The sequence below is a fragment of the Acinetobacter sp. ANC 4470 genome (genome assembly GCF_002135335.1).
Lineage (GTDB): Bacteria > Pseudomonadota > Gammaproteobacteria > Pseudomonadales > Moraxellaceae > Acinetobacter.
Genome location: NZ_NEGC01000008.1, coordinates 13,082 through 36,968 on the forward strand (window position 1 = coordinate 13,082; position 23,887 = coordinate 36,968).

22 protein-coding genes and 4 tRNA genes are annotated in these 23,887 nt (G+C 38.8%); 12 read left to right on the plus strand and 14 right to left on the minus strand.

Annotation, left to right across the window (positions count from 1 at the left end):
- Positions 1 to 25: 25 nt before the first annotated feature.
- Entirely contained in the window at positions 26 to 904 is an 879-nt protein-coding gene (locus tag B9T25_RS11705; protein WP_086188606.1) for an energy transducer TonB, read from the minus strand.
- Positions 905 to 1,142: 238 nt separating this feature from the next.
- Here B9T25_RS11705 and B9T25_RS11710 point away from each other — a divergent pair, with 238 nt between their 5' ends.
- From B9T25_RS11710 to B9T25_RS11735, 6 genes are all read left to right on the plus strand, one after another.
- Entirely contained in the window at positions 1,143 to 1,823 is a 681-nt protein-coding gene (locus tag B9T25_RS11710) for a hypothetical protein (protein ID WP_086188607.1), read from the plus strand.
- A 165-nt stretch (positions 1,824 to 1,988) separates the two neighbouring features.
- On the plus strand, positions 1,989 to 2,702 hold the full coding sequence (locus tag B9T25_RS11715) for a DUF3108 domain-containing protein (protein WP_086188608.1): 714 nt from the start codon (positions 1,989 to 1,991) through the stop codon (positions 2,700 to 2,702).
- Positions 2,703 to 2,792: 90 nt separating this feature from the next.
- Positions 2,793 to 3,368 (plus strand): xanthine phosphoribosyltransferase, encoded by a 576-nt coding sequence (locus B9T25_RS11720; RefSeq protein ID WP_086188609.1) that lies wholly within the window; start codon positions 2,793 to 2,795, stop codon positions 3,366 to 3,368.
- Positions 3,369 to 3,569: 201 nt separating this feature from the next.
- Positions 3,570 to 4,013 (plus strand): RrF2 family transcriptional regulator, encoded by a 444-nt coding sequence (locus B9T25_RS11725; protein ID WP_086188610.1) that lies wholly within the window; start codon positions 3,570 to 3,572, stop codon positions 4,011 to 4,013.
- 71 nt (positions 4,014 to 4,084) lie between these two features.
- The gene (locus tag B9T25_RS11730) at positions 4,085 to 4,441 is read left to right on the plus strand and encodes a DUF1360 domain-containing protein (protein WP_086188611.1); all 357 of its coding nucleotides are present in this window, start codon (positions 4,085 to 4,087) and stop codon (positions 4,439 to 4,441) included.
- A 436-nt stretch (positions 4,442 to 4,877) separates the two neighbouring features.
- Positions 4,878 to 5,237 (plus strand): hypothetical protein, encoded by a 360-nt coding sequence (locus tag B9T25_RS11735; protein ID WP_086188612.1) that lies wholly within the window; start codon positions 4,878 to 4,880, stop codon positions 5,235 to 5,237.
- Between the two features lie 133 nt (positions 5,238 to 5,370).
- Here B9T25_RS11735 and wrbA read toward each other — a convergent pair whose 3' ends face one another.
- Positions 5,371 to 5,970 (minus strand): NAD(P)H:quinone oxidoreductase, encoded by a 600-nt coding sequence (gene wrbA / locus B9T25_RS11740; protein ID WP_086188613.1) that lies wholly within the window; start codon positions 5,968 to 5,970, stop codon positions 5,371 to 5,373.
- A gap of 113 nt (positions 5,971 to 6,083) precedes the next feature.
- Between wrbA and B9T25_RS11745 the strand changes: the two genes are divergently transcribed.
- Positions 6,084 to 7,331, plus strand: a complete 1,248-nt coding sequence (locus tag B9T25_RS11745; protein WP_086188614.1) for a YihY family inner membrane protein — start codon at positions 6,084 to 6,086, stop codon at positions 7,329 to 7,331.
- Positions 7,332 to 7,442: 111 nt separating this feature from the next.
- Here B9T25_RS11745 and yddG read toward each other — a convergent pair whose 3' ends face one another.
- A complete protein-coding gene (gene yddG, locus B9T25_RS11750) occupies positions 7,443 to 8,333 on the minus strand; it encodes an aromatic amino acid DMT transporter YddG (RefSeq protein ID WP_086188615.1) in 891 nt (296 codons plus the stop codon).
- 603 nt (positions 8,334 to 8,936) lie between these two features.
- On the opposite strand from yddG, the gene B9T25_RS11755 reads away from it, so the two are divergent.
- Positions 8,937 to 10,085 carry a DUF389 domain-containing protein gene (locus B9T25_RS11755; protein WP_086188616.1) on the plus strand — a complete coding sequence of 383 codons (1,149 nt, stop codon included), beginning with the start codon at positions 8,937 to 8,939 and terminating at the stop codon, positions 10,083 to 10,085.
- A 111-nt stretch (positions 10,086 to 10,196) separates the two neighbouring features.
- Here the strand turns inward: B9T25_RS11755 and B9T25_RS11760 are convergent, their stop codons facing one another.
- From B9T25_RS11760 to B9T25_RS11785, 6 genes are all read right to left on the minus strand, one after another.
- A complete protein-coding gene (locus B9T25_RS11760) occupies positions 10,197 to 10,835 on the minus strand; it encodes a fumarylacetoacetate hydrolase family protein (protein WP_086188617.1) in 639 nt (212 codons plus the stop codon).
- A 39-nt stretch (positions 10,836 to 10,874) separates the two neighbouring features.
- Positions 10,875 to 11,372: a YcxB family protein gene (locus B9T25_RS11765; RefSeq protein WP_086188618.1), complete on the minus strand. Its 498-nt coding sequence runs from the start codon at positions 11,370 to 11,372 to the stop codon at positions 10,875 to 10,877.
- Positions 11,373 to 11,627: 255 nt separating this feature from the next.
- A tRNA-Arg gene (locus B9T25_RS11770) sits at positions 11,628 to 11,704 on the minus strand.
- 274 nt (positions 11,705 to 11,978) lie between these two features.
- Positions 11,979 to 12,055, minus strand: a tRNA-Arg gene (locus tag B9T25_RS11775).
- Positions 12,056 to 12,108: 53 nt separating this feature from the next.
- A tRNA-Arg gene (locus B9T25_RS11780) sits at positions 12,109 to 12,185 on the minus strand.
- Positions 12,186 to 12,200: 15 nt separating this feature from the next.
- A tRNA-Ser gene (locus tag B9T25_RS11785) sits at positions 12,201 to 12,292 on the minus strand.
- A 264-nt stretch (positions 12,293 to 12,556) separates the two neighbouring features.
- Here B9T25_RS11785 and rnr point away from each other — a divergent pair.
- The 4 genes from rnr (at position 12,557) to B9T25_RS11805 (ending at position 18,013) form a co-directional block, all read left to right on the plus strand.
- Positions 12,557 to 14,989, plus strand: coding sequence for a ribonuclease R (rnr, locus tag B9T25_RS11790; protein ID WP_213032996.1), 2,433 nt, complete (start codon positions 12,557 to 12,559; stop codon positions 14,987 to 14,989).
- A gap of 282 nt (positions 14,990 to 15,271) precedes the next feature.
- The gene (locus tag B9T25_RS11795; protein WP_171262777.1) at positions 15,272 to 17,329 is read left to right on the plus strand and encodes a M3 family metallopeptidase; all 2,058 of its coding nucleotides are present in this window, start codon (positions 15,272 to 15,274) and stop codon (positions 17,327 to 17,329) included.
- A gap of 41 nt (positions 17,330 to 17,370) precedes the next feature.
- On the plus strand, positions 17,371 to 17,583 hold the full coding sequence (locus B9T25_RS11800) for a YheV family putative zinc ribbon protein (protein ID WP_171262782.1): 213 nt from the start codon (positions 17,371 to 17,373) through the stop codon (positions 17,581 to 17,583).
- Positions 17,584 to 17,593: 10 nt separating this feature from the next.
- Positions 17,594 to 18,013, plus strand: coding sequence for a hypothetical protein (locus tag B9T25_RS11805; protein ID WP_086188622.1), 420 nt, complete (start codon positions 17,594 to 17,596; stop codon positions 18,011 to 18,013).
- Positions 18,014 to 18,529: 516 nt separating this feature from the next.
- Here B9T25_RS11805 and B9T25_RS11810 read toward each other — a convergent pair.
- The 5 genes from B9T25_RS11810 to B9T25_RS11830 all read right to left on the minus strand — a co-directional run bounded on the left by B9T25_RS11810 (position 18,530) and on the right by B9T25_RS11830 (position 23,773).
- A complete protein-coding gene (locus tag B9T25_RS11810) occupies positions 18,530 to 20,728 on the minus strand; it encodes a TRAP transporter large permease subunit (protein ID WP_086188623.1) in 2,199 nt (732 codons plus the stop codon).
- 170 nt (positions 20,729 to 20,898) lie between these two features.
- Positions 20,899 to 21,480, minus strand: a complete 582-nt coding sequence (gene rrtA, locus B9T25_RS11815; protein WP_086188624.1) for a rhombosortase — start codon at positions 21,478 to 21,480, stop codon at positions 20,899 to 20,901.
- Positions 21,481 to 21,568: 88 nt separating this feature from the next.
- Positions 21,569 to 22,621: a hypothetical protein gene (locus tag B9T25_RS11820; RefSeq protein WP_086188625.1), complete on the minus strand. Its 1,053-nt coding sequence runs from the start codon at positions 22,619 to 22,621 to the stop codon at positions 21,569 to 21,571.
- A 515-nt stretch (positions 22,622 to 23,136) separates the two neighbouring features.
- A complete protein-coding gene (locus B9T25_RS11825; RefSeq protein WP_086188626.1) occupies positions 23,137 to 23,523 on the minus strand; it encodes a hypothetical protein in 387 nt (128 codons plus the stop codon).
- On the minus strand, positions 23,516 to 23,773 hold the full coding sequence (locus tag B9T25_RS11830) for a succinate dehydrogenase assembly factor 2 (protein WP_086188627.1): 258 nt from the start codon (positions 23,771 to 23,773) through the stop codon (positions 23,516 to 23,518). The genes B9T25_RS11825 and B9T25_RS11830 overlap by 8 nt, the downstream gene beginning before the upstream one ends.
- Positions 23,774 to 23,887: the final 114 nt, after the last annotated feature.

Genomic DNA, 23,887 nt, shown 5'->3' on the forward strand with positions numbered 1-23,887 from the left:
ACATGAAATCTGTTTTAACTTCGGCTTATTTCACTTCAAATTCAGCTTCTGCTGGGTCAAAGCGCCAAGTTCGCACGATACGAAGTTCTGAAATCTCTTTCATGCCTTGATCAAAAGCACCAAAAGGTGCGGCTTTACGCACCGATGCTTTTGCCGCCTCATCAAGTAAGCTATGCCCTGAACTATCAATTAAACGAATGGCACGAATTCCACCACTTTTATTGAGAATAACCATTAAACGTACTTCCCCTGCTAATTGTTGTGCTTTTGCAGCATCCGGATAATAACGGTTGCCGTAAAATTCAACTTTTTGGCGAAATTTTTCTAAATATGCTGCTGAAATATCTTGTTTAGCTTGAATCCCATCGACCGTTTTAATTTTTTGCTGACGACTAAAATTTTGCTGTCGTTGTAAGTATTGCGCTTCTAAACTTGCCACCATTGCTGCTTTGGCTTGGAACTGACTATTCAGCTCTTGCATCGCTTTTTTACGTTGATTTTGTTCTGCTTCCTTTTTCCAGCTTAAGGTGGTCATTAAGACTTTCTCATCAAAGCTTAATTCACGCTTTTGTTGTATTTTTTCTAAACTTTCTAGCTCTTTCTCACCAGCACTTTGCTCAAGCATTGGTGCTGGAATATCGCTCGACATTCGATGTGCTTCACGGAATGTTCCCGAACCCTGCTGATCTGCCTGCGCAAGAAAATCAGCATTTTCAACTTTGTCCTGACTCGGACGTAAAGTCACCGCAATTTCTTTGACTGCCGCATCACTTTCTTCTGGCATGGCAAATTGTAAGGTCAAAATAATTAAATGCAGCACGGCAGCTAAAATAACTGCGCCGCTAAAAATAGGATCTTTCCACCATGCATATATTAAAGGTGTAAAACTGATTTTCTTAAGCATCACATTAAACCAACAAAATGTCTGGTTCCCCAAACTGCATAAAACAGCATAAAATAAAAACAGCTTCCACTTTTGAATCAAAAACGAGAATTCAGTCAACAAGCAAGCTGTATACAATTAAAATCATGAAAATGGTGCAATTAATTTTGCTAAACTGCAAGATGAAATACTTGTATTTTTAATACTTTCGACCAAACCTATCGAAGTCCAAGAAGATTAACTTGCTAGGATGCTCTATATGCAAACGCTAATATCCAATATCTCTAAACGTATACGTCAAGTGTACCAAAAGGCAGAGGGATTTATTGAAGATGAGCGTGATTTCCCATTATCCCAAGTTTTTCTCAATGCCACTTTCCAGCGTTTTGTCACCGACAATGTCTCTATGCTCAAAGACCTGCATGCAGACTTACATGATGACTGGCTGCGTTTATATGCCACACTCGATGTTAAGGGTTTATACATTACCCTTTCTGTCGATTTAAAATTAATTCAGATGGAAATGAACAAAGATATCCAGCTTATTGTTTTTGAACAAATCAGTGACACAACAGTAATTGAAGCGAAATTTAAAAATATATTACAAAAAATTGCAGTAAACTTTGCTTTATTTTTCTACCAAAAAGTCTTAAATAAAGACCCTTTAGGCATGATTCTTGAAAAATTAAAGGTGATTAAAGTAAAAGATGATTTACTGTATTTGGACTTAAATCGCTGGTTAGGCAAAAACCGCTCCATTATCGACACTTTAGCCAAAGTTCATATTAACCATGCCGTTTTACGTGAAGCTGAATTGGTGATTATTGGCAATGTCAATTTGACTGCTTTATTTAGAAAAATGTCGGAAGAACCGGTAGATGATTGGGACATAGATGATGATCTCGTTGAAGCCAAAGTTAGCCCAATTAAGCAAAAATAAACTGAACTTTTTTTCCAAATTAAAATCTGTATTTTTAGCCCTAGAAAAACTACATAAAGATACAGATTGTACGGAATTTAGAATTTTATCTTCATAATCAAAGTGCATAATAGAAACCAAGCAAAAAACTGCACTTTATTCAAACTTCATAGGAAGACTGTACTTATGGCTCACAATGTATGGAAAACAATTGCGATGGCATCTGGTGTAAGCGCTACACTATTGTTTGCTGGTTTCTCAAACCAAGCATTTGCCATGAGTCCATTCCAAGCAAGTTATCAATTTAGCTATAATGGCAAAAATATGGGGTCGGCAACACGTAATTTAACCAAGTCGGGCAATAACTGGATTTATGTTTTTACTGCAAAAGCAGGTAGTATGGCATCTGCCACTGAAACCAGCCGTTTTAGCCTTAATGGTAACCAGATCGTCTCGGATAGCTTTAGTCGCAGTAGTAAAATTTTAGTACATAACAACACCATGAGCATAAAATTCAACCCAAGCACTAAAACCATTTCCACCCAAAAAGATGATAAAGCACGCTCTTTTGCATGGAAAGCCGGTGTTCTGGATGAGCTCAATGCAGAATTACAACTGCGTGAAGACCTAAAAGCCTCAGGTTTAAAATCTAGTTATGCCATTGTTGATGCTAAAGAAATTGAAGCACGTAAATTTATAAAACAGGGTTCAGAAAAAGTAAAAACCTCTTATGGAACGTTCGATACCATTAAAGTTGTGATGAAACACGATAAGCCAAACCGCGATACTATTTTTTGGTTAGCGCCTAAACTTGACTATGCACCTGTAAAAGTTTCCCACCAAGATGGCAAAACATCGTATGGTTTGCTCTTAACTGGGTATAAAGGCTCCACGAATTAATCAATTTGATCAATTTCGCTTGCATTTTTTCAGAGCCTTTTTAAAATACGCCTTTGCTTGAAAAAGCATCCGCCCTTAGAGGATTCTCCCGTGCACGCACTAGAACAGAAAATCTTAAATGAAGGTATCGTTCTATCTGATCAAGTTCTGAAAGTTGATGCTTTCTTGAATCATCAAATTGACCCTGTACTCATGCAACAAATTGGTAAAGAATTTGCTGCTCGTTTTAAAGATGCAGGTATCACTAAAATCATTACCATTGAGGCATCTGGTATTGCACCTGCAATCATGGCAGGTTTAGAACTTGGCGTGCCCGTCATTTTCGCTCGTAAATATCAATCTTTGACCTTAAAAGATGATTTATACCGCTCTAAAGTTTTCTCTTTCACTAAGCAAACTGAAAGCACAATTGCGATTTCAAACAAGCACATTAATGCTAATGACAAAGCGCTAGTCATTGATGACTTCTTGGCAAATGGGCAAGCAGCTTTAGGTTTAATTGACCTTATTCACCAAGCCAATGCTGAAGTTGTCGGTGTCGGTATTGTGATTGAAAAATCTTTCCAACCAGGTCGTGACCTACTGATTGAGAAAGGCTACCGTGTTGAGTCTTTGGCTCGTGTAAAATCTTTAAGCAACGGTACTGTTGAATTTGTTCGTGACTGAGTTTTGAATTAAATTTGAAAAGAGCGCTTAAGCGCTCTTTTTTTATTTTGGAGAAACTGGGCATTTCTATTTGGGGCTTACAACTGAATTTCGTATAAGCACCATTATGTTACATAGGAGTGTGATTTATTTCTAGTTCAAGATTTTTAAATCTTAACTAGAGCTATAATAATTATTAAATTAATAAATAAGTGTTTAATAGTGAGAAAAGACAGTCGCCTTTCCAGAATGTTACATGTCCTTCTACATATGGCATATGCTAACAAGCCTCTTTCATCTGAAGTAATTGCTCAAATGATAGAAACTAATCCTGTTGTAGTCCGTAGAACAATGGCAGGGCTAAAGAAAGAGGGATATGTGAAATCATTGAATGGTTCGAATGGTGGTTGGATTTTAAACAATGAACTCGAAAATATCACTCTATATGATGTTTTAATGGCTGTTGGTCAAACAGAGTTTTTTACTATCAATACAGATATAGAACATGAGAATTGTGCCGTTGAAGTAGCTGTAAACCAAGTACTTGATAGTATTTTAAGAGACATCGAACAACAACTTATTGATAAGCTTAAAGCTATAAAGTTATCGGAGCTGTTACTTCATTTTAAAAATGAAGCCAAAAATCTAAATTGTCCGTCTATCTGACTAAATTAATTTTAAAATATATATTTTAATGCTTTAATATGTAACTTTAAAAGATACATATTGGTTTTATCATGGAATTTATTCAAGATATTTGGGTTTGTTTTGTAATTGCTGTTGCATCTGCGAGTATTTCAACGACGATTACACTTACGGAATTATTCGTACCTGTACGTAATTTTGCTAATAAATGCGGACATATGATCGGGTATTTATTTCAGTGTTTTTATTGTATGAGCCACTGGATTGCTATCTTAGCAGTTGCAATTTACCAACCTATTTTGATTAAAAGTGAATATTACTTAATTGATTTAACCGTTTCAGTTTTCTTTACGATAACAATCAGCACATTTGTAAATGGACTAATTTTTAAAGTATTTTCATACAAAATGAAGATGAAAATTATTGAGAATGAAATAGCAAAATTATAAAGATTCTCTAAAATTAACATAATACACCTTATACGAAATTCTATTTTTATTCCCATATAAATCATTCGCTTAAATTTTTCACAAAAGCCTAGTCCTCACGAATTGGGCTTTTTATGTGAATAGTCTTGTTCCACACCTATTTATTGATCGCTATTTCACAATTTTCATTAGAATCACTTAGCAATCACATCCTATACGTACAGCTTAATATAAAATAAAGCGTAAATATCTTTTCTCCCTACCCCCAATTTAAGCCTGTGTATTTACAACTCAGATAAACTTCAATGCTGTGATTCAGCTAGAATCAAGTTGCTATGAAACATTCCTGACAGTATCCGTTAAAAATACATACTGTGAGCCTTAGTTGTAATGATTAATTATCTTTGTGGCGTATTTTAAGCACTTCATCACAAGATAAAGAAAAGATAAATCGTTGATGGGAAAATCTATGCTATGTCCTAAATGTGGCTCTACTGACGTTGAAAAACGTGATCATGAAAAGAAATTAAGAACCATTAGTGGCATTCTGATGACTTCTGCTGGTGCAACAGCAGGAACAGTCGGTGGTGCTGCAACGGGCGCCTCAACTGGAGCAGCCATCGGAGCTGTCGCTGGCCCATTGGGTGTCATTTTTGGTGGAACGGTCGGGACTTTTGTTGGTGCAATTGCAGTCGGTATTACAGGTGGTGTTTTAGGTAATATTTTTGGCAAAAAAGCAGGTGTAATTATTGATAAAAATGTGTTCTTAGATTACAAATGCTTAAAATGCAATTATCGCTTTAAAGAAAAAGTATAAGCCGCAAAGGTTTATTTTCATATTCAGAAGTCCAAAGCGATTCATTTTCAATACACTTTGGACTTTTCTGGAAATACTTCAAAAATCAGAAATATAGAACGTGTACTGATTAAATTCACTTTCTAAGCCTAGATTATGCACTTGCTTGTAACTTCTTCACTACATTACCCAAACATTTACCCTGCTCAACACAGAGGGTTTTTTCATCTTGGCTTAAACCCAAGTCATGACGTGGGCCACTGACATGGCTTGCGCCATACGGCGTACCGCCAGATTTAGTATTGGATAAAGCAGGATTGGCATTGGCTAAACCCATAATCATCATGCCATGATGAAATAGCGGTGGAAGCATGGTCAATAAGGTGCTTTCCTGCCCACCATGCATAGAACCCGATGAGGTAAATACACAAGCAGGTTTATGATGCAATGCCCCATTTAACCAAAGACTGGTGGTCTGATCCCAAAAATACTTCATTTCACTGGCCATATTGCCAAACCGCGTCGGCGAACCTAAAGCCAAGCCTGAACAATGCGCCAAATCATCCAAAGTACAATAAATATCACCATCCGCAGGAATACTCGGTTCTACCTCTTGCACCACAGTCGATAAATTTGGCACAGTCCGAATTTTTACCGCCATACCTGTCGCTTCAACGCCATTGGCAATTAAATGTGCCATGTCTTTCGTTGAACCATATTTGCTGTAATATAAAACAAGGATGTAAGGCTGCATAATTTTGATAAACGAAGCTAAAAAAGAAAACTATACGGTATTTTTCCCATTTTTTGGTTAAGCTTAGTCATGAAAATTCATAAAGATGATTAAAAAATTGAGACTTTATACTTATGTTAGAAAAGTATTTAAAAAAACTCCACTTTTATGACAAGACATGGTTTCAGTTTGTTTTATTTGTCATACGACGTTTTGAAGCAGATCGTTGCCGTGAACAAGCAGGGTCTTTAACCTATACCACCCTCTTTGCTGTCGTGCCCATGCTGACTGTTTTTTTGGTCATCATTTCTTCCATTAAAGCACTTGAGCCAGCCAGACAACAATTACAACAACTGATTTATAGTAATTTCTTACCCAAAACCACCATTGCTTTTGACAAGGCTTTTAATGCCTTTACTGAAAAATCCAGCAATCTGACGGTCATTGGTATTTTATTTCTGTTTGTTACCACAGTGATGATGTTGACCAGTATCGAAACGGTGTTTAACCGTATTTGGCGTGTTCGAGAAACGCGTGGTGGTATTATTGGCTTCATGCGTTATTGGACCATTATTTCACTTGGGCCAATTTTACTCGGCAGTGCATTTGTAATTTCATCTGCCGTAGCATCGCTCAATGTACTCAGCAACAATTTTGCCGGTTATGAGGTCAATGGTGCATTAATCTTTTGGTGTCTTTCTTTTGCACTGACCATATTGGGTTTTTTCATTTTAAATTGGACCATTCCAAACCGTAGCGTTCCGATTAAAGCTGCGTTCATTGCAGGTACTTTTAGTGCGGTGGTGTTTGAATTATTAAAGCATCTATTCGGCTTTGCCATGTCCCATTTCACCAGTTATGAAATTATTTATGGTGCATTTGCCGCAGTTCCTATTTTCCTGTTATGGATTTTTTTATCATGGAATATCGTGTTATTGGGTGTCGAAATTAGTTATGCCCTCACGGCTTTTTATTCAGGCAAAGAACAAAAACGCCATCCTGTGATTATGCTTTTGGACTTGCTAGAACTGTTTTATAAAAAGCAACAAGTGGGTGAGAGTGTATCCGATGAAGAAGCGCTGGAAGTCTTAGGACGTGAGGAAATTGGACGCTGGCCTACTTATGTCTTGATGTTAGAACAACAGAACTTGGTCAAACGTACCGATAATAATGAATTTGTTCTGGTACGTAATTTAACACAAGTGGATTTCTGGAGTTTCTATACACAGTTGCCTTATCCATTACCACGGCGTCAAGACGTGGGCAATATTCATCCCGATGATGAGTGGATGCAAAAACTGGGACCTGCACTGATTGAAGCCGATGATTATCTTTCAGCAAAATTGGCGATTCCACTGTCTAAAATTTTGGAAGAAAAATAAGGCGAAATTATCTTGTTGATGGATTAAGCAAAAATATCTCATGCAATCATGATGACGATCGCTATCTTCCCTCAAAATAGAGCAAGGGCTATATGGGATAAAAGATAGTCATCATGATTGCGTTTCTGAGGTGCTTTTCCAACAAATGATTGCGCCCAAAGTCACGAAAAGCGTTCCGATCCAAAAGCTCATTTGTGGTCGTGCATCCAAAATCAGCATCGATATTAAAGAGGATAAAACTGGAATAAAGTAAGTGGCAAGAATGAGCAGCTTAATATTACCAAACTGCAAACTTTGATTCCAATTACTATAAGCAATCCCCACCAAACCACCTGTAACAGCAATGGCTAACCACATATTAAATTGTGGAAAAATAAAAGGCTCATTGAGTGTAAAATGAATTCCCCACAAAGCCAGCGCAGTCACCATAAAAAATAACGGTACAGCATTTTGTCCTTGGGCATATTTTTTAGTGAACACGCTATAACACGGCCACAATAAAGCCCCTAAAAATGCAAAAAAATAGGCGATTGGATTCTGCTGCAAAACATGCATAAATTGAGGTAAATTTAAAATATCTGGATTGACCACCAACAAGAGTCCAAAAACAGAAAGTATAAATCCCCAAATAACAGAGCAACGATAATGCAGCTGCTTTGCCAGTATTGAAAATACAATGGTTAATGGCGGCCACAAATAATTAATCATCGCAATAATGAGCACTTGATCATGATTATGTGACAAGGCAATCGAAAGCAAAAATAAAATTTCATAATTAACAAATAACGTACCACAGCCCCACAAATAAGCTTTAGACAGCTGTTGAAAACGAGGCAATCCATTTAGCACTAAAATACACAGTGCACTAAAACTATAAATCAGTGCAATAGCCGAAATAGGCGTTAAAGATTCGGTAATCAGTTTAACGACAGCCACCAAGCTTGCCCAAATTAAAATAGAAGACAAACCTATTAATGTGGCTAAATTCATAGACTTAAACATAGTGTAATTTTCTTTTAATCCAATCCTGCACACTCACCACCAATCTCCCATCATCACCAATATTGTCCCAAAAACAAAATTAAGTTCAATGGTTTTATTTAAGCATAAAACCCCAAAAAGCATAGCCAACATGGAGCAAAAATAAAATACACCTAGATGATTAGCTAACAAATACAACCATAATATCAAACGCATAAAGAACATAATTAAGCTATGCAAAACCAAACTGCTAATGGTAATACAACTCTAATAGATTTCTGCTTGCCCCAATATAAAAGCCACGGGAAATAAAAACACAAAACTACCCAATTGGTAAAACAAGCGTTGGCTGGGTGGGCTTTATTTAACTTGCTTAAGCACAATAAAAATCATAATCATCGCATATTAGCTAGTAAAGGCATGTCCAAGGATAAATATGACAGAGCGAACTTTGGTGTGTTATAACCAAAAATGTGAGGGATATCTTTAAATGAATAGTGACAAAGCCTCAGTATTTATTCATATGTTTCAGCATCGCATGCAATATGCACCCAATCGGTTTCAGAAATTGTATAAGTAAAATTTGCTATCATGCGCACAAGAATTCATTTCATTGAGAAAATGATGCAAAAAAAAGACCAAGATATTCCAACCATTATTATTGATGAGCATAACCCTGATCAAAACAAATATGAGCTGTTAAAAGAAAAACTCAGATATAAACAGGCTTTACGCGAAAATTCAAAAAAAATTGACCATAAACAAGTTCGCTTAAATATTCAGGCAGATGCACTTCCCAGTAAAACTTTCTTTACCATGAATGCATTAGCAGCAATTATTGCTGGATATGGTTTATTGGCTGATTCTACTGCTGTGGTTATTGGTGCGATGCTCGTTGCCATGATGTTAGGCCCTATTTCAGGGATCGCATTGGCTTTCATTGATGCGCGCTGGGTCTTATTACGAACATCATTAAGCACCTTATCTTTAGGGGTCATAATGATTTATAGCATTGGGATCATCATGGGATTTATTCATTCTGATCTACCCATCACCAATGAAATTCTAGCACGTACAAAACCGACGACCATTGACTTAATGATTGCCTTGGCGGGTGGTGCAGCAGGTGCTTTTGCTGCTGTTTCTCCTCGTTTATCTGTTGCAGTGGTTGGTGTTGCGGTGGCGACAGCATTAGTTCCTCCTTTAGTTGCGAGTGGTCTTTTATTGGCACATGGTCAATTTCAAAATTCAGCCAATGCTTTTTTACTGGCCTTTACCAATATGGTTGCCATTCAAGTGAGTTCGTCTTTAGTTTTATGGATTACTGGTTTTAGACGTGGTTCAGATGAAGAAATAAACAGTATTTGGGAATTCATTAAACGTAATAGTATTAGTTTGATTATCCTGATTATTCTAGCAATTTACTTGACCTTCAATCTTCTGCAATCAATTCATAAACAACTCTACGAGACTCAAATCAAGCAACAAATCAGTCAAAATTTAAATGTAAATAACAATGTGATCGATACCGTTCAATTTGATCCACATGAAAATTTCACTTTGGTCCGCGCCAGTATTCGTGGTGATATAGCTCCAACCTCTGCTGAAATTGAAAAAATAAATACTCAACTTGCAGCAGATCGAAATGGTCATCCCTCTTATCTACAAATTCGATTTACGCCTGTACAGATTATACAACCGCTCTCACTAAATACCGTTCATCTCAATGATCAAGAAGCACAACAACTCAGCATTCGTACAGGAACTGACTAAAATATTTAATGATCGCTCAATCCAGCTTTCTCGTTAAAATTTGCATAAAAAAATAGGCTCGATTCTACAACCAAGCCTATTGCTTATTTTTCACTCAGCTTAAGTTGAAAACTATTTTACAAAAGTTTTCCAAACAAAATCTTGTGTTTGACCCTGTAAAGTCATGCTCAGCTGATCACCTGCCTTTAACGCAGCAACACCTGCTGGCGTACCTGTCATCACCACATCACCCGGCTCTAGGGTAAAAACTTTACTAATATCAACAAGCAAAGTGGCTATATCAAAAATAAGGAAAGAGGTATCTCCTGCCTGACGCAGTTCATCATTGACATGCAAAGTATAATGTACATTATTCCAGTTTTTAACTTCAGTAACGTCCACCCAATCTGCCAAAATACATGAACCATCAAAAGCTTTGGCACGCTCCCAAGGCTGACCTTTCTTTTTCAAGTCATCTTGTAAATCACGTAAAGTTAAGTCCAAACCCAAAGTGACTGCACCCACCGCTGCTAAAGCTTTGGCTGGATCCGTTTCTGCCGTTAAGGTTTTATCAATCCGTAATGTCAATTCACATTCATAATGGCAATTACCCCATACAGGATTCCAACTAATGCCATTCGCTAAACTTGACAGACTACTCGGTGGCTTCATAAAGAGCACTGGATAATCAGGAATCGCATTGCCTAACTCTTTAGCATGGTCTGCATAGCTACGACCGACACAGACAATTTTAGATGGACGTGTACTCATGATCTTCCCTTTTATTTCTCTATGACACTGTTTTAAAATTTATTTTTTAAATGTATTTTCAAATATGGTTTGATCAGTAGCCTGCTCAAAAGCACGTTTTGGTACGATAACCACCGTGCGATTTTTCAATTCAATCATATAGGTCAACTTACCTATAGCAAAGTTTTGCACTTCATTGTAGTTGAAAACTTGCTTGCGACCATTGGCATAAATTTCAGCATGATCCTGAAACAATTCGATGCCCTGCTCACTTTTACCAAATTGATATTTTACAAATTGACGTTTAAACATCATCGGTAGAAACCAGTAACGCATCACCAGTTGCATCACCAGAAAGAATATCCCTAGCGCAACATAGTAGCGTCCAACACTGGTAAAACCGAGCATAAAGCCCCAAATGATAATCCCGACACTCACCAATGGGGTAATAAAACGTGTAATTTGCTTTTTACCAAAGGTTGCAAGGGCAAAACCATCTTGTGATTCTTCTAGGTTTAAAAAATAACGTACCGATACAGCAGGCTTGGTCTCTGACATCATTCATCATCAAATTATTACAACAATTGCGCTAGATATTACACCAAATTTGTCACGTTCTTCATACTGGATGCAAAGTTTTCAAGGCAGCGTTGTAGACACACTTTGGAATGAATCATGAGATATGCTGGGAAATAGCGAGAAGATTATGCTGATTGAAAACAAGGAATCTTGAGATAGCTTAAATTGAATTCTGAGCCATATGACAGACACAAAAAAACCGCAACATGTGCGATTTTTCAGTCTTGATCAAGTTGGTGCGCTCAGAGAGATTCGAACTCCCGACCCCTTAGTTCGTAGCCAAGTGCTCTATCCAGCTGAGCTATGAGCGCGACGTCTTGATGTGCTGCATTATACGCATTTTTATTTATCTGTTAAGTGCTTTTTAACAAATACCTCACCAAGCGAACAGTTATTGGGCAAAATTCAATTGTTCAGCTATTTTTTAAACAAAAACCCTATTCAGTATTTATTAAATACGCTATTCGTTGATTGATGCCATTCTCTCCGTCTAAACCTTGTAGAAAGAAACACTAAATTTCAGACACAAAAAAACCGCAACATGTGCGGTTTCTTCCAATTTTACATCTCTCGATGTGTTCAAGTTGGTGCGCTCAGAGAGATTCGAACTCCCGACCCCTTAGTTCGTAGCCAAGTGCTCTATCCAGCTGAGCTATGAGCGCGTACTTGAGTTGTCTTTCGACGTCGTTACATTTACGTTTACGTTTAACTTGATTGGTGCGCTCAGAGAGATTCGAACTCCCGACCCCTTAGTTCGTAGCCAAGTGCTCTATCCAGCTGAGCTATGAGCGCATTTCAAGTTATTCGTGGCGGTGAGGGAGGGATTCGAACCCTCGGTGGGCTTTAAGACCCACGCTCCCTTAGCAGGGGAGTACCTTCAGCCACTCGGCCACCTCACCGTAACGAGCCGCCATAATACAAACTAAACCCTACTTCTTCAAGTCACATTTCAAAAAATTCTTGTTTTTTTAATCAATCATCTATTTTTTAATCAATTCAGCCCTTTTTACTGCCCTTTTGCGCAGTTTTTTAGTCGCGGTGCGTGTGAAATATTTGGCGGCACGGTAAAATCTGATCTGAAAACACAATATTGCAATCATTTACGTGCAGTATCACGCTGCATGACTTATGCTAATCCTATCTTCTGACATGAAGCCAAAGACATTATGAAAAATTGGGTCGATCCTGAAGCTAAAGCTGAAGCTGAGCGTTATGACAATCCTATTCCAAGCCGTATTCTAATTTCAGAAACGATTGAAAAATTACAAGCACCACAGTCTCATTCAGATTTAGTGGAACAGTTCAATATTGCCGATGAACGAAGTATAGAAGCACTGAGTCATCGTTTAAGTGCAATGGTGCGCGATGGTCAGTTGATGAAAGATGGATTTAAATTCCAGCTCGCAACCAACCAACCAACGCATGAAGGCACGGTATATATCAATTCAAAAGGTTTAGGCTCAGTCAACATTGCCAATCATGATGATATTGTATTGCCTGAACGTGAACTGCGTTTGGTCTTTAATGGTGACCGCGTGAAAGTGCGCCAAACCTCCGTGGATCGCAAAGGTAAACCTTGGGGCTTTATTACTGAAGTCGTGCAACATCGTGTTAAACAGATTATTGGTAAAGTGGCGATTTATGATGGTGAATACTTTATTCAACCTGCAAATCCAAATGCACACCAACCAATTACCTTAGAAAAAGAACTGATTGAACATGCTCAAGTTAAAGTCGGCGATTCTGTTCGTGTCGCAATTGATGACTACCCGACGCGTGAAGAATTACCGACTGGGCACATTGTGCAATCTATGGCGGACAAAGCTGACACTGAAATTATTATTCCGCAAACTATTTTAGAGTTTGGTTTGCCGTATGAATTTCCAGAAGAAGTGATCCGCGATGCAGAACACTTTAAAGAGCCCAATGCACAAGACCGTGAAGGTCGCATCGATTTACGTGATTTAGCACTGGTCACCATTGATGGTGAAGATGCACGTGACTTTGACGATGCAGTTTATGCAGAAAAACGTCCAGGCGGTGGTTATCGTGTCGTGGTTGCGATTGCTGACGTGAGTCATTATGTGCGTCCTGACAAACCTCTTGATGCTGAAGCAAGAGAACGTGGAACCTCAGTGTATTTCCCACACTTTGTGTTACCTATGTTGCCTGAAGCATTATCCAATGGTTTGTGCTCACTCAATCCACACCTCGATCGACTCTGTATGGTGTGTGATCTGAATTTATCTCGTGCAGGTAAAGTGACGGGCTTTCAGTTCTATCCATCGGTCATGCATTCAAAAGCACGTTTAACCTATACTCAAGTTGCACAATATTTTGATGGTGACAGCAACGCGATACCTGAAGATCGCGATGTGCGTAAATCCATTAATACCTTGTTCCAGCTTTATCAAGTGCTCAAAGGTTTACGTGCTGAACGTCATGCGATGGAATTTGAAACCGTCGAAACCTATATGACCTTTGATGAGCTTGGCGGCATTAAAGAAATTTTGCCACGTTCACGCAATGAAGCGCATAAACTGATTGAAGAATGTATGTTGCTTGCCAATGTTGCAGCAGCAGAATATGCCTTAGAACATGACATTCCAATGTTATACCGTGTGCATGAGCCACCTGAATTTTCACGTATTCAGAAAGTTCGCGAGTATGTGAAGTTACTGGGTTTACCCTTCCCTGAACAACCAACACAAAAAGATTATCAAGCTGTTATTGAAGCAACCAAAGAGCGTATTGATGCGCCAAGTATTCATGCCGTGTTATTACGTTCTATGATGCAAGCCTATTACGGCGCAAACAACGCTGGACATTTTGGTTTGGCCTATGATGCCTATACACATTTCACTTCACCAATTCGCCGTTACCCAGACTTGTTGTTGCACCGTGCCATCAAAGCCCATTTAAAACAAAAGCCATCTCCGCTTTCAGGAGCAGCTTTAGATGATGCTGGCGAGCATTTCTCACAGACTGAACGTCGTGCCGATGAAGCATCTCGCTCTGTAACGACATGGTTAAAATGTCACTATATGCAGCAACATTTAGGTGAAGAATTCATTGGTATCATTAGTGCCGTAGCCGAATTTGGTTTGTTCGTGACACTCAAAGATTTATATGTCGATGGCATGATTCACGTCAGCCAATTAGGCGATGACTTCTTTGTGTATGATCAAGCCAGTCAAAGCTTAGTTGGGCGTGGGCGTGGTCAAAGCTTTAGTCTTGGCGATGAAGTTAAAATTAAAGTTGCAGCAGTGAACTTAGATGATCGTAAGATTGACTTTGAATTATTGCAACAAATGTCCCATGCTGGTCGCGCGATTCGTAGTCGTGCTCCTCGTGTTGCGGCTAAACCTGCTCGTGAATCTAAAGAAGAAGTTTTCACGCCACGCGCTAAAGCCGTAGTGAGTGAAGATGGTGAACAGCCGATTCGTAAGAAAAAGCCAAAAACCAAATCACCGTCTGTTGCGAAAAAGTCCGACAAAAAACCTTCGGCAAAGTCTGATGCAAAAAGCAAAGATAAAGTGAAGAAAAAAGCGAAACCCAAAAAGAAAAAATCCAATGCTAAAATAAAGCAGGATTAATTCTGAAATAAAAGAGAGCTTCGGCTCTCTTTTTTATTGCTCACTTACTCGAAGCACGCGAACTCAATAACCTTGAACCTAAAGATGACTCATCCAATATCATTCCAATTTATTAGACTTATATTATTAGGTTTTCCAAACGATCTTTGTCTTACAAAACTAAGTGCAATTCATTAATCAACTTCTTTTAAACACTAATCAAATTTATTTTAAAATAACAAATCTCAAAAGAAACCTTGATTTCCCTACTCACAAGCCCTACATCTACTACTAAGTTTATAAATGAAATGGCGTATAGAAATGACTTTAGAAAAGGCGACTTTGCCAGTTCCACAATTTGATCAAATTCAACTTGCCGATTTAAAACAACAGATTGAACAAGCTATTCAACAAGGACTAAAGTTTTTAACAGATTTAACTGAAGTCCCTGAAAGTGCTCAGGCACAACTGGCGGTACTCGAACAAGTGGATACTCTTGAAAATAACATGAGTGAAGCTTGGGGGATACTTTCACACCTTAATGCAGTCATGAACAATGCAGAAACCCGCGGACTCTATCAGTCACTTTTACCCAACCTAAGCGAATACTATACAACGCTTGGTCAACACACAGCGTTGTATCAAAGCTATCAACAGGTGCATGATGCCTCACTGTTTAATACTCTGCCCGCTGCACAGCAAAGTGCAATTAAACTGGCACTCCGTGACTTCAAACTGTCAGGCGTTGCTTTAGAAGGTGAAGCGAAAAAACGTTTTGCAGCGATTTCTGCACGCTTGTCTCAACTTTCATCTGATTTTTCTAACCATGTCCTTGATGCAACACAAGCTTATTTCAAACCACTGAATGAAGATCAACTCAAGGGTTTACCACAAAGCAGCATCGACTTACTTAAACAATATGGTCAGCAACGTGAACTTGACCAAGCCGTGGCCACTTTAGATATTCCCTCTTATCTTGCCATTATGACCTATGCCGCTGACCGTACCTTGCGTGAAGAGCTGTATAAAGCCTACACCACACGTGCATCAGATCAATCTGAACAAACTGAATTTGACAACACCCAAGTTATGGAAGAAATCCTAAGCCTACGTCAGGAAATGGCACAGCTTCTGGGTTTCAACAACTATGCCGAGCTATCACTGGCCAGCAAAATGGCACCCAATGTTACAACAGTCGATCAATTCTTGGTTGAACTCGCAGAACATGCCCGTGCGCCTGCGGAAAGAGAAATTGCCGAACTCAAAGCCATTGCACAACAAGATGTCATTCTCGATTTACAACCTTGGGATACAGGTTACTATTCTGAAAAACTGAAGGTTCAACAATTTAATTTATCTCAGGAATCATTAAAACCCTATTTTCCTGCACCAAAAATTCTGCAAGGTTTATTCAGTATTGTAAATCGTTTATACGGTATCAATATCGTGCAGCGTGAAGCTCCTGTTTGGCATCCCGATGTGCATTACTTTGAACTGGAAGATCAAGGCACTGTAGTCGGTGGTTTTTACTTTGACCTCTATGCACGCAGTGGCAAACGTGGTGGTGCATGGATGAGCGGCTTCCGTTCACGTATGCAAACTGCAAATGGCATACAAAAACCCATTTGCTATATGGTCTGTAACTTCACGCCTGCTGTGGGTGATCAACCTGCTCTACTCACCCACGATGAAGTAAATACCTTATTCCATGAATTTGGTCATGGCTTGCATCATATGTTGACCGAAGTGGATCATATTGCGGTGGCTGGTACTCACGGTGTCGACTGGGATGCAGTGGAGCTACCAAGTCAATTTATGGAATTTTGGACTTGGGACCATGAAAGTCTAGATTTACTCAGTGAACACATCGAAAGCAAACAACATTTACCGCAAGATTTACTCAAAGCTTTGCTCGATGCACGTTTCTTCCAATCAGGTATGCAAACACTCCGTCAAATTGAATTTGCCTTATTTGATTTGTCTATTCACAAGCACAATCCTGCTTTAAATGCCGTACAAGTCCAAGCTGTACTAGATGATATTCGCCAAAAATATGCCGTTACACCGACAATAAGCTATAACCGTTTTCAGCATAGTTTTAGTCATATTTTTGCGGGTGGCTATGCCGCAGGTTATTACTCGTATAAATGGGCCGAGGTTTTAGCCAGTGATGCCTTTGATCGTTTCGAAAAAGAAGGGGTTTTTAATACACAGACTGGAAAAGAGTTTCGGCAATTTATTCTAGCAGTTGGCGGAAAAGATACAGCACTTGATGCGTTTATCAATTTCCGCGGACGCGAACCAAAAATAGATGCTTTATTACGCCATCAAGGTTGGACGAATACCTCTAAAAACCATTAAACTAAGCATCATAGATTGATCAGAAGGTAAGTCAGATGACTATTAAACGTCGTTTCATCGCAGGTGCTAAATGTCCTAAATGTGAAGCGTTAGATCGAGTAGTCATGCTTAGCTCTGGCGACGATGAATGGATTGAATGTATCGAGTGTGGTTATAGCGAAAATCGACCGACGCAGGTCGACGAACCACAAGAGCCGGAAGTCGCGGATGAAATCGGTGTCATTCAATTCAAACCTCGTCAACCAAAATCATAAAGGTTCGTAAATGACGTTAGATCAAAAAAATAGCCCAATACTTTTATTGGGCATTACTGGGGGCTTAGTTGCAATCATTGTACTGGTTTTTGCATATCAATGGTTTTTTTCAACCTCGAACGAAGCACTTCCTGAACATGAAGCAAGCAGCTTACAAACGCCAGCAAAACCTGCTGCTTCTGCTGAAGTCAAACCGACTGCAACAGAGGAACAAACCATTCAATTGGTTGATGAAGAAATTCTAACCGCACCCGTTCCAAAAAATGAAGCATTAGCGAAAGAAGAAGTAGCTAAACTTGCCGATATTCAAACCCAATTGAATGATCAAGAAACGATGCTTAAAACACAGCATACAGATGCTGATGACTTAATTGCACTAAAAGAAGAACAAATTAAATTGCTTGAAGCTCAGCTGGCACAATCAAACTAATATTGAAGCATGACTTGACCTGTTTTCAAAGACTCATCCATATATATCAGCTGATCTACACTTACAGATCAGCTGATATATGAAGAATCATAAAACAACATTAAACTTTGTTAACATCGCAATATGCTGTAATAAAGTTAATCCCTATCGATTCATTACTTTCCTATCGTAAATTATGCTCTACTAAGTGGCTTTGCCCTTTTCCTGAAATTTTGTCAGCCTGTTTATTTTCCGACCTTCCATATTCATAACAGTATAATTTTTTAAAACTGAAAAAATTTGAATATAGATTTGGCATGCAGTTATTGGTTTAATTCTGATGTTTTGGCTGTGACATTCATATTCATGTGGCGAAACTCAGTTTTCTGATTTTGTAGGATGACTGACCAATATTAGTCGACAATGTCCCAGCTTTATAAATTTGTACCAAAACGTTCAGCCCAGTCATCAAAACCCAATCAATGAGATGTGCAATCAAAAAAGCACCCGAAGGTGCTTTTTATCATGCTGTTAAAATTAGTGATACCAACCAAACATTTTGAAAATATACGGTGCATACGCAACGATTAGTAACGATGGGAACAACACCATAATCGGTAATAGCCAACGCTCGTAGCGATAGTAGAACTTGGTATATTTTACTTTAGCTTCAGCATCCGCAGCCCTCACCTCTTCATCCCCAACAGACATCCTCGTGAGCAGGTGATTCAAAGCGACTGGTGGTGTGACATAACCTAATTCAAAGGCAACCAATACAATCATCCAGAAATGAATCGGATGAATCCCGTTTTCATACGCCACTGGCGCAATGGTTGCTGCAACTAGAATCACCGCCCCAAATGGATCGGTCGTCATCCCAATAATCGCCAATAACAAGGCAATAAATGCGAGTGAAATGTAGATATTTCCTAAATGTGTTGGTAGCAATTCAACTACTTCACTACGTTCAATCAAACCACCCACGCTTGCTGACAATGCCATTAAGATAATTAATGCACCAATATGCCCAACCGTTTCTGCCGAAGCAAACCACAGTGACTGACCAAACCCTCGTGATTTTTCTCCTGCATGCGCAGTATGTTCCCGCATAAAGGTTGACTGTTTTTCATGTTCCAAGGTTAAAGCTGCATGTCTATCTGGTGGAGTGGCAAAACGATCGCCCCACCATTTATCAAACATCATATAAGCAAGTAAAATAATCGGTAGAATCACTGGTGCAGTGAATTCATCCATCTTGGTATCTAGACCATATTTATAGAAAGAAATCACAACAATCGTAATCACGATATAAGGAATAACTGGAATAATCGCTTTTAACATACCTGGTACGGCAACTTTCGGGGAATTCACCCGGAAACGCGTTTCTGCAAGATATAACGATATCCCAAGGAAGATAAATGCGGTCAACCAAAAGACATAGATACCATGATCAAAAAGCTCATCAGAAGTCACATGACGACTATCTAGCATTGAAATCAGAATCACCAACAAACATGGTCGAATCACCACACCCAATGAGCCAGACATTGCTGACACTGCTAAGGCATATTGACGACGAGAACCCGAGTTCCAAACTTCCTTATAAATAACTGCACCAGCCGCGACTACAAAAATCCCTGAAGCACCGGTATATGCTGTTGGAATAGCGGCGGCAATTAAAATCAGCCAAGTCAGGGTTTCTGGTGCAAGGTTCCAAGGACGTAAAATACCAAGGAATAAATCCATGACACGGGTTTGGGTCAATAACATCCCAGCCCAGATAAACAACGCAAGATTTAAGAAAATACCTGAGAATTCAACCAAAATTCCAAGATAAATCCCTTGCCCCATTGGGTAATCCATAACAAAGGTAAAGGCAATCCCTGTGACCAATGCCATGTAGGCATATAAAGGCACACTCAGTAGTGCTAAGCCCAAATTGCCTTTATCTTCCTGTTTGACAGCAGGCGGTTTAAAGAACTGAAATAAACTAATTAAAGTCAAGGTCACAAATAGAAAAATCCACAACCAATAAACCACCAAAGTTTCATAGGTCGAAGTCACCCCTGAATTGACAATCGAATGGTATTGACTCAATACAGATGCAGTAAGCAAACCATTGCCTAGCACCATAAATAGCGCATATACGCGATAATCCAGCTTGGTGGTCGGAGCACGTAAACCAATATGATGAAACTTCACCGAAGCTGTAATTGCAGCCACCACCACCATCAACAATAAAATGATAACGCGGTTTTCTGTGCCAAATTTAAAAATACCAAAGAATGAAGTTTCAAGCGTCCGGTAACTTCGTAAACTTGAATGATCATCCATATATTTTATTGCTTTGTCATAAAACAGATACTTTTCTTCGCACTGTTGCTGACCTGCCAATACTGAAGTACGAACATCTGCTGCCGATGTGGTACCAAAAATATCAGCAAACTCATCATTCGCATTGGCTTTCATTTGCTGCTGTACTTGAGCATCTATATCTGGATGACGATCACAACCCGGCGTCGTTGGTTCTGCACGTAAAAAAGAATATTGCATGCCAATTTGTTCATTGCCATACAAACGTTCTCCCACACGTAACAATTGACCATGAATCATCTCACCCGTACCAATGATGAGCGTCAATAAAAGTAACATCAGAATGACAAACGTCGAAACCCACTCTGTCCATATATAACGTAACAGACCCAATCCTGATCTGTTGTTTTCATCATTTTGCATGTGTATTCCTATTTTTTATTTTGGCCATCACAATCGGTTCAGCAATGCCAATGTCCTTTTGAATAGAAAATATCCTTTCTCTACCCAATCTATTTATTGTTGGGTACGAATTTGCATCAAATTAGTCGAAATAAAAATGACAATATGCATTTTCTTTTATGTTTTAAATGTCAATCTGCTTGCCATCTAGAAAAATAACGCCATAAAATATAAAAGATTGCGATAATTACACCCCAAATAACACCCAATAAATGTGCTTCAACCAATACAGGACTGCCAATCAGTTCCGCTGTCCCGACACTGCCAATGGTATTTTCCCAAATCAATTTGATAAGAATAAGAAACAAGACCAATGTCGCGAAATTACGTTCTTTTTTATATAATAAATGCACGCTCGCAACCGCGACATAAGCACCGTGCAAAACCCCAGACAAGCCGGCATAAGCTTCAATATTCGGAAAGAAATAATAGAAACTAAGACTAATCAAAAGGGGTAGTAACAGAAGTAAAGCAACAAAATGCCCAACTTTCACCTGTGGAAAAATAAAAGGTAAACATGCAAAAGCCAGCATATTCAACAGATAATGAATCCACCCCACATGAACCCAATGCGCTGTCCACAAACGCCAGAACTGTTGCAGTAAGTCTGCTTGCCAGTAAATAAATGCATCTGAAAAAACTTGAAGGCATGCCGAAAATGACACCACAATTGCAATAAAAACAATCTTCCGCATAAGAAATGGGTCTTTCATTGACATGCCCCCTACTTAAAAATGCTTCAATCAGAAATTGAAACGATTCATTCAAGCCATTTAATACCCTATTTTTATTAGATCAAATTTAGGATTGAGCACTCTCATTTTCGCTAAATAATTCATCTAATTCTGCAGTATTGTCTTTTTCATCCCAGAAACGCTGCATACCCTCATCCCCCGTACGAATGCCAGTGTGTTCAGTCCAATAACGGTCAGAAATAGCCTGTACCATATTTTTCGCCATGCTATCCACTAGCTTAAACTGTGGGTTGACTGGTTTTTCTTCTGAACGTGAAACGGCAAAGATTTTTAATGCATCACGTATTTTGGCATCATCACCACTGGCTTGAGCAGCCACAGCATACAAAGCATGTGATAAACGTACCCCTTTTTGTTCGCCCAGTTGAACTGACTCTTTTAAGGTTTGGTAAGGATCAGGTTTACCATCACCAGCACCTGGCAACAAAGTCCAAATCACAGCACGCGTGGCATTGGGTGCACCCCAAAATTTTGCATTGTCTAAACATGCCATACCACGTTCAACCACTGCCGCAATATCTTTGGGAACATTGACTGCACCACCTGAATTAATATCATTGGTCATGGCTTGTAAACCACTCACCATTCCCATCAAATAAACAGTTTGATCCAAATCACTTTTCATTTTCGGGCATGCTTCACCCAATTTTTTGTTATATTTCGCTTCCCAACGATTTTCAAAAAGTCGATAACCGGCATATTGACGCTGTGCAGCAATTGCAGCCCAGCGTTTTTGTTCTATACGGGCATCTTGCGCCTCTGTGACTTGACCTGCTTTTGACGCACGTAAATAGCGTAACTCAGATTCAAGTGCCTGATTTTCAGCACAGATCCCAGATGAAGCATATAAAAGTACCGCAATACGTGTTGGATCTGCCCCCATATCTTTGGTTGACATAATTGCTGGGGTCAAAGCATTGCCTGAATTACATGCCATATCCGCATCATCCATCGCTAAAATAGGCGGTATAATATGCTTTTCACTAAAACCAAGTGCGACATTCGCCCCTGTTTTAACCACTTGAGAACAACCTGATAATAAAGAACTTGCGACTGCAATAACGGCCATACCTTGGCATATTTTTTGGACTTTCGACATTTTCCTGTCCTCTATAATTGTGTTTATGTCCATATAACAAACATATCAGATGCGAAATCTGAATAAAAGAGCATTTACTCTAATTAGATGTGATACTTTGCCACGAAATGAAACTCAAAAAATTGACTCGATTCAATGAAATTAAAAAATTTGGGCAAAAAAAAGTAGCATTGCGACGGTTCGACACATGCTACTTATTAAGGGGTAAAAGCCTATTGGCTTTCATGTTTTGTCAACTGATCCTTCAGCACTGTTCCAAGTCGTCCAATAAAAATTGCCAAAACAATCGCTATCACTAGAAACATCCAAGTTGGAATCACCATAATGATTTCCTCATTTGCTGTTGGTCTATTTAATCTACATTTAGTGTTAAAAATTAAGCTGAAAAATTGTCTAACAATTGAAATAATGGCTATTTTTATAGCAAAACTGTCTAACATAGATTATTTTTAATATTTATATGATTGATTATTAATATTTTAATGTGTTTTTATCAAGCTAAAATTGTCTAACAATTAAATCAATTTCGCCAATTTTTTTAAGGCTTTCCACTGTTGTCGCGGTAGTTGATCCATCCAAATCAATAGCGGTTTTGCTCGAAAATGCTGAAAATAAACCACAATATATAGCTGATGATCAATGATATGACTCACCGAAACACGTTTAACGTACTCAGACCTTGCACTTGCAAGCGACCATTCTCGTGCATCTAAATGTTCAAAACAAATCGGCTCTGGGGCTTTTAAACCATAAGCATAGCCAATGACAGCCAATAAAATACAAATTACCCATAGCCATGCTGGCAAAAGTTGCTGCAAAAGCACAATTATAAGGGTAAAAATAATCAGCTGAAATACAAAGGCTAAGCGGCTGCGTCTCAGCTGAAAAGATCGATTAGCCATGAACGTAATGTTTCAATTTCACAATCAGCGCTTTCATTTCAGGACGTGGCGGTTCCGACACTTCCATAAACCAATCCAGTAAATCAGGATCTTCTTGTTCGACTAACTCAGCAAAAGTTGCTTTTTCTGCTGCATCTGCCTGTAAATAATATTTTTTGACGTATGGGTCGAAATAGACATCAATTTCTTTTAAACCACGACGAGCACGATAAATGACTTTACGTTCTTCCAAGCTCATTTCTTCACTCATAATCTTCCCCCAGTGCTGTACAAATTTTTGCTAGTTTACCCTATCAGTACTGCATGTTTCGAGCCATTTACACCAATTGACCAAATTCATCATCTTATTCAAATATTTGAGCAT

Bases quoted from the DNA above. Each gene is read 5' to 3' on its own strand.
- yddG (WP_086188615.1), bottom strand. From the start codon at position 8,333: ATGTTTAAGTCTATGAATTTAGCCACATTAATAGGTTTGTCTTCTATT.
- B9T25_RS11825 (WP_086188626.1), bottom strand. From the start codon at position 23,523: ATGGCTAATCGATCTTTTCAGCTGAGACGCAGCCGCTTAGCCTTTGTA.
- B9T25_RS11745 (WP_086188614.1), top strand. From the start codon at position 6,084: ATGTTAGAAAAGTATTTAAAAAAACTCCACTTTTATGACAAGACATGG.
- B9T25_RS11830 (WP_086188627.1), bottom strand. From the start codon at position 23,773: ATGAGTGAAGAAATGAGCTTGGAAGAACGTAAAGTCATTTATCGTGCT.
- B9T25_RS11735 (WP_086188612.1), top strand. From the start codon at position 4,878: ATGGGAAAATCTATGCTATGTCCTAAATGTGGCTCTACTGACGTTGAA.
- wrbA (WP_086188613.1), bottom strand. From the start codon at position 5,970: ATGCAGCCTTACATCCTTGTTTTATATTACAGCAAATATGGTTCAACG.
- B9T25_RS11755 (WP_086188616.1), top strand. From the start codon at position 8,937: ATGCAAAAAAAAGACCAAGATATTCCAACCATTATTATTGATGAGCAT.
- rrtA (WP_086188624.1), bottom strand. From the start codon at position 21,480: ATGAAAGACCCATTTCTTATGCGGAAGATTGTTTTTATTGCAATTGTG.
- B9T25_RS11820 (WP_086188625.1), bottom strand. From the start codon at position 22,621: ATGTCGAAAGTCCAAAAAATATGCCAAGGTATGGCCGTTATTGCAGTC.
- B9T25_RS11765 (WP_086188618.1), bottom strand. From the start codon at position 11,372: ATGTCAGAGACCAAGCCTGCTGTATCGGTACGTTATTTTTTAAACCTA.
- B9T25_RS11810 (WP_086188623.1), bottom strand. From the start codon at position 20,728: ATGCAAAATGATGAAAACAACAGATCAGGATTGGGTCTGTTACGTTAT.
- B9T25_RS11730 (WP_086188611.1), top strand. From the start codon at position 4,085: ATGGAATTTATTCAAGATATTTGGGTTTGTTTTGTAATTGCTGTTGCA.
- B9T25_RS11805 (WP_086188622.1), top strand. From the start codon at position 17,594: ATGACGTTAGATCAAAAAAATAGCCCAATACTTTTATTGGGCATTACT.
- B9T25_RS11760 (WP_086188617.1), bottom strand. From the start codon at position 10,835: ATGAGTACACGTCCATCTAAAATTGTCTGTGTCGGTCGTAGCTATGCA.
- B9T25_RS11715 (WP_086188608.1), top strand. From the start codon at position 1,989: ATGGCTCACAATGTATGGAAAACAATTGCGATGGCATCTGGTGTAAGC.
- B9T25_RS11705 (WP_086188606.1), bottom strand. From the start codon at position 904: ATGCTTAAGAAAATCAGTTTTACACCTTTAATATATGCATGGTGGAAA.
- B9T25_RS11710 (WP_086188607.1), top strand. From the start codon at position 1,143: ATGCAAACGCTAATATCCAATATCTCTAAACGTATACGTCAAGTGTAC.
- B9T25_RS11795 (WP_171262777.1), top strand. From the start codon at position 15,272: ATGAAATGGCGTATAGAAATGACTTTAGAAAAGGCGACTTTGCCAGTT.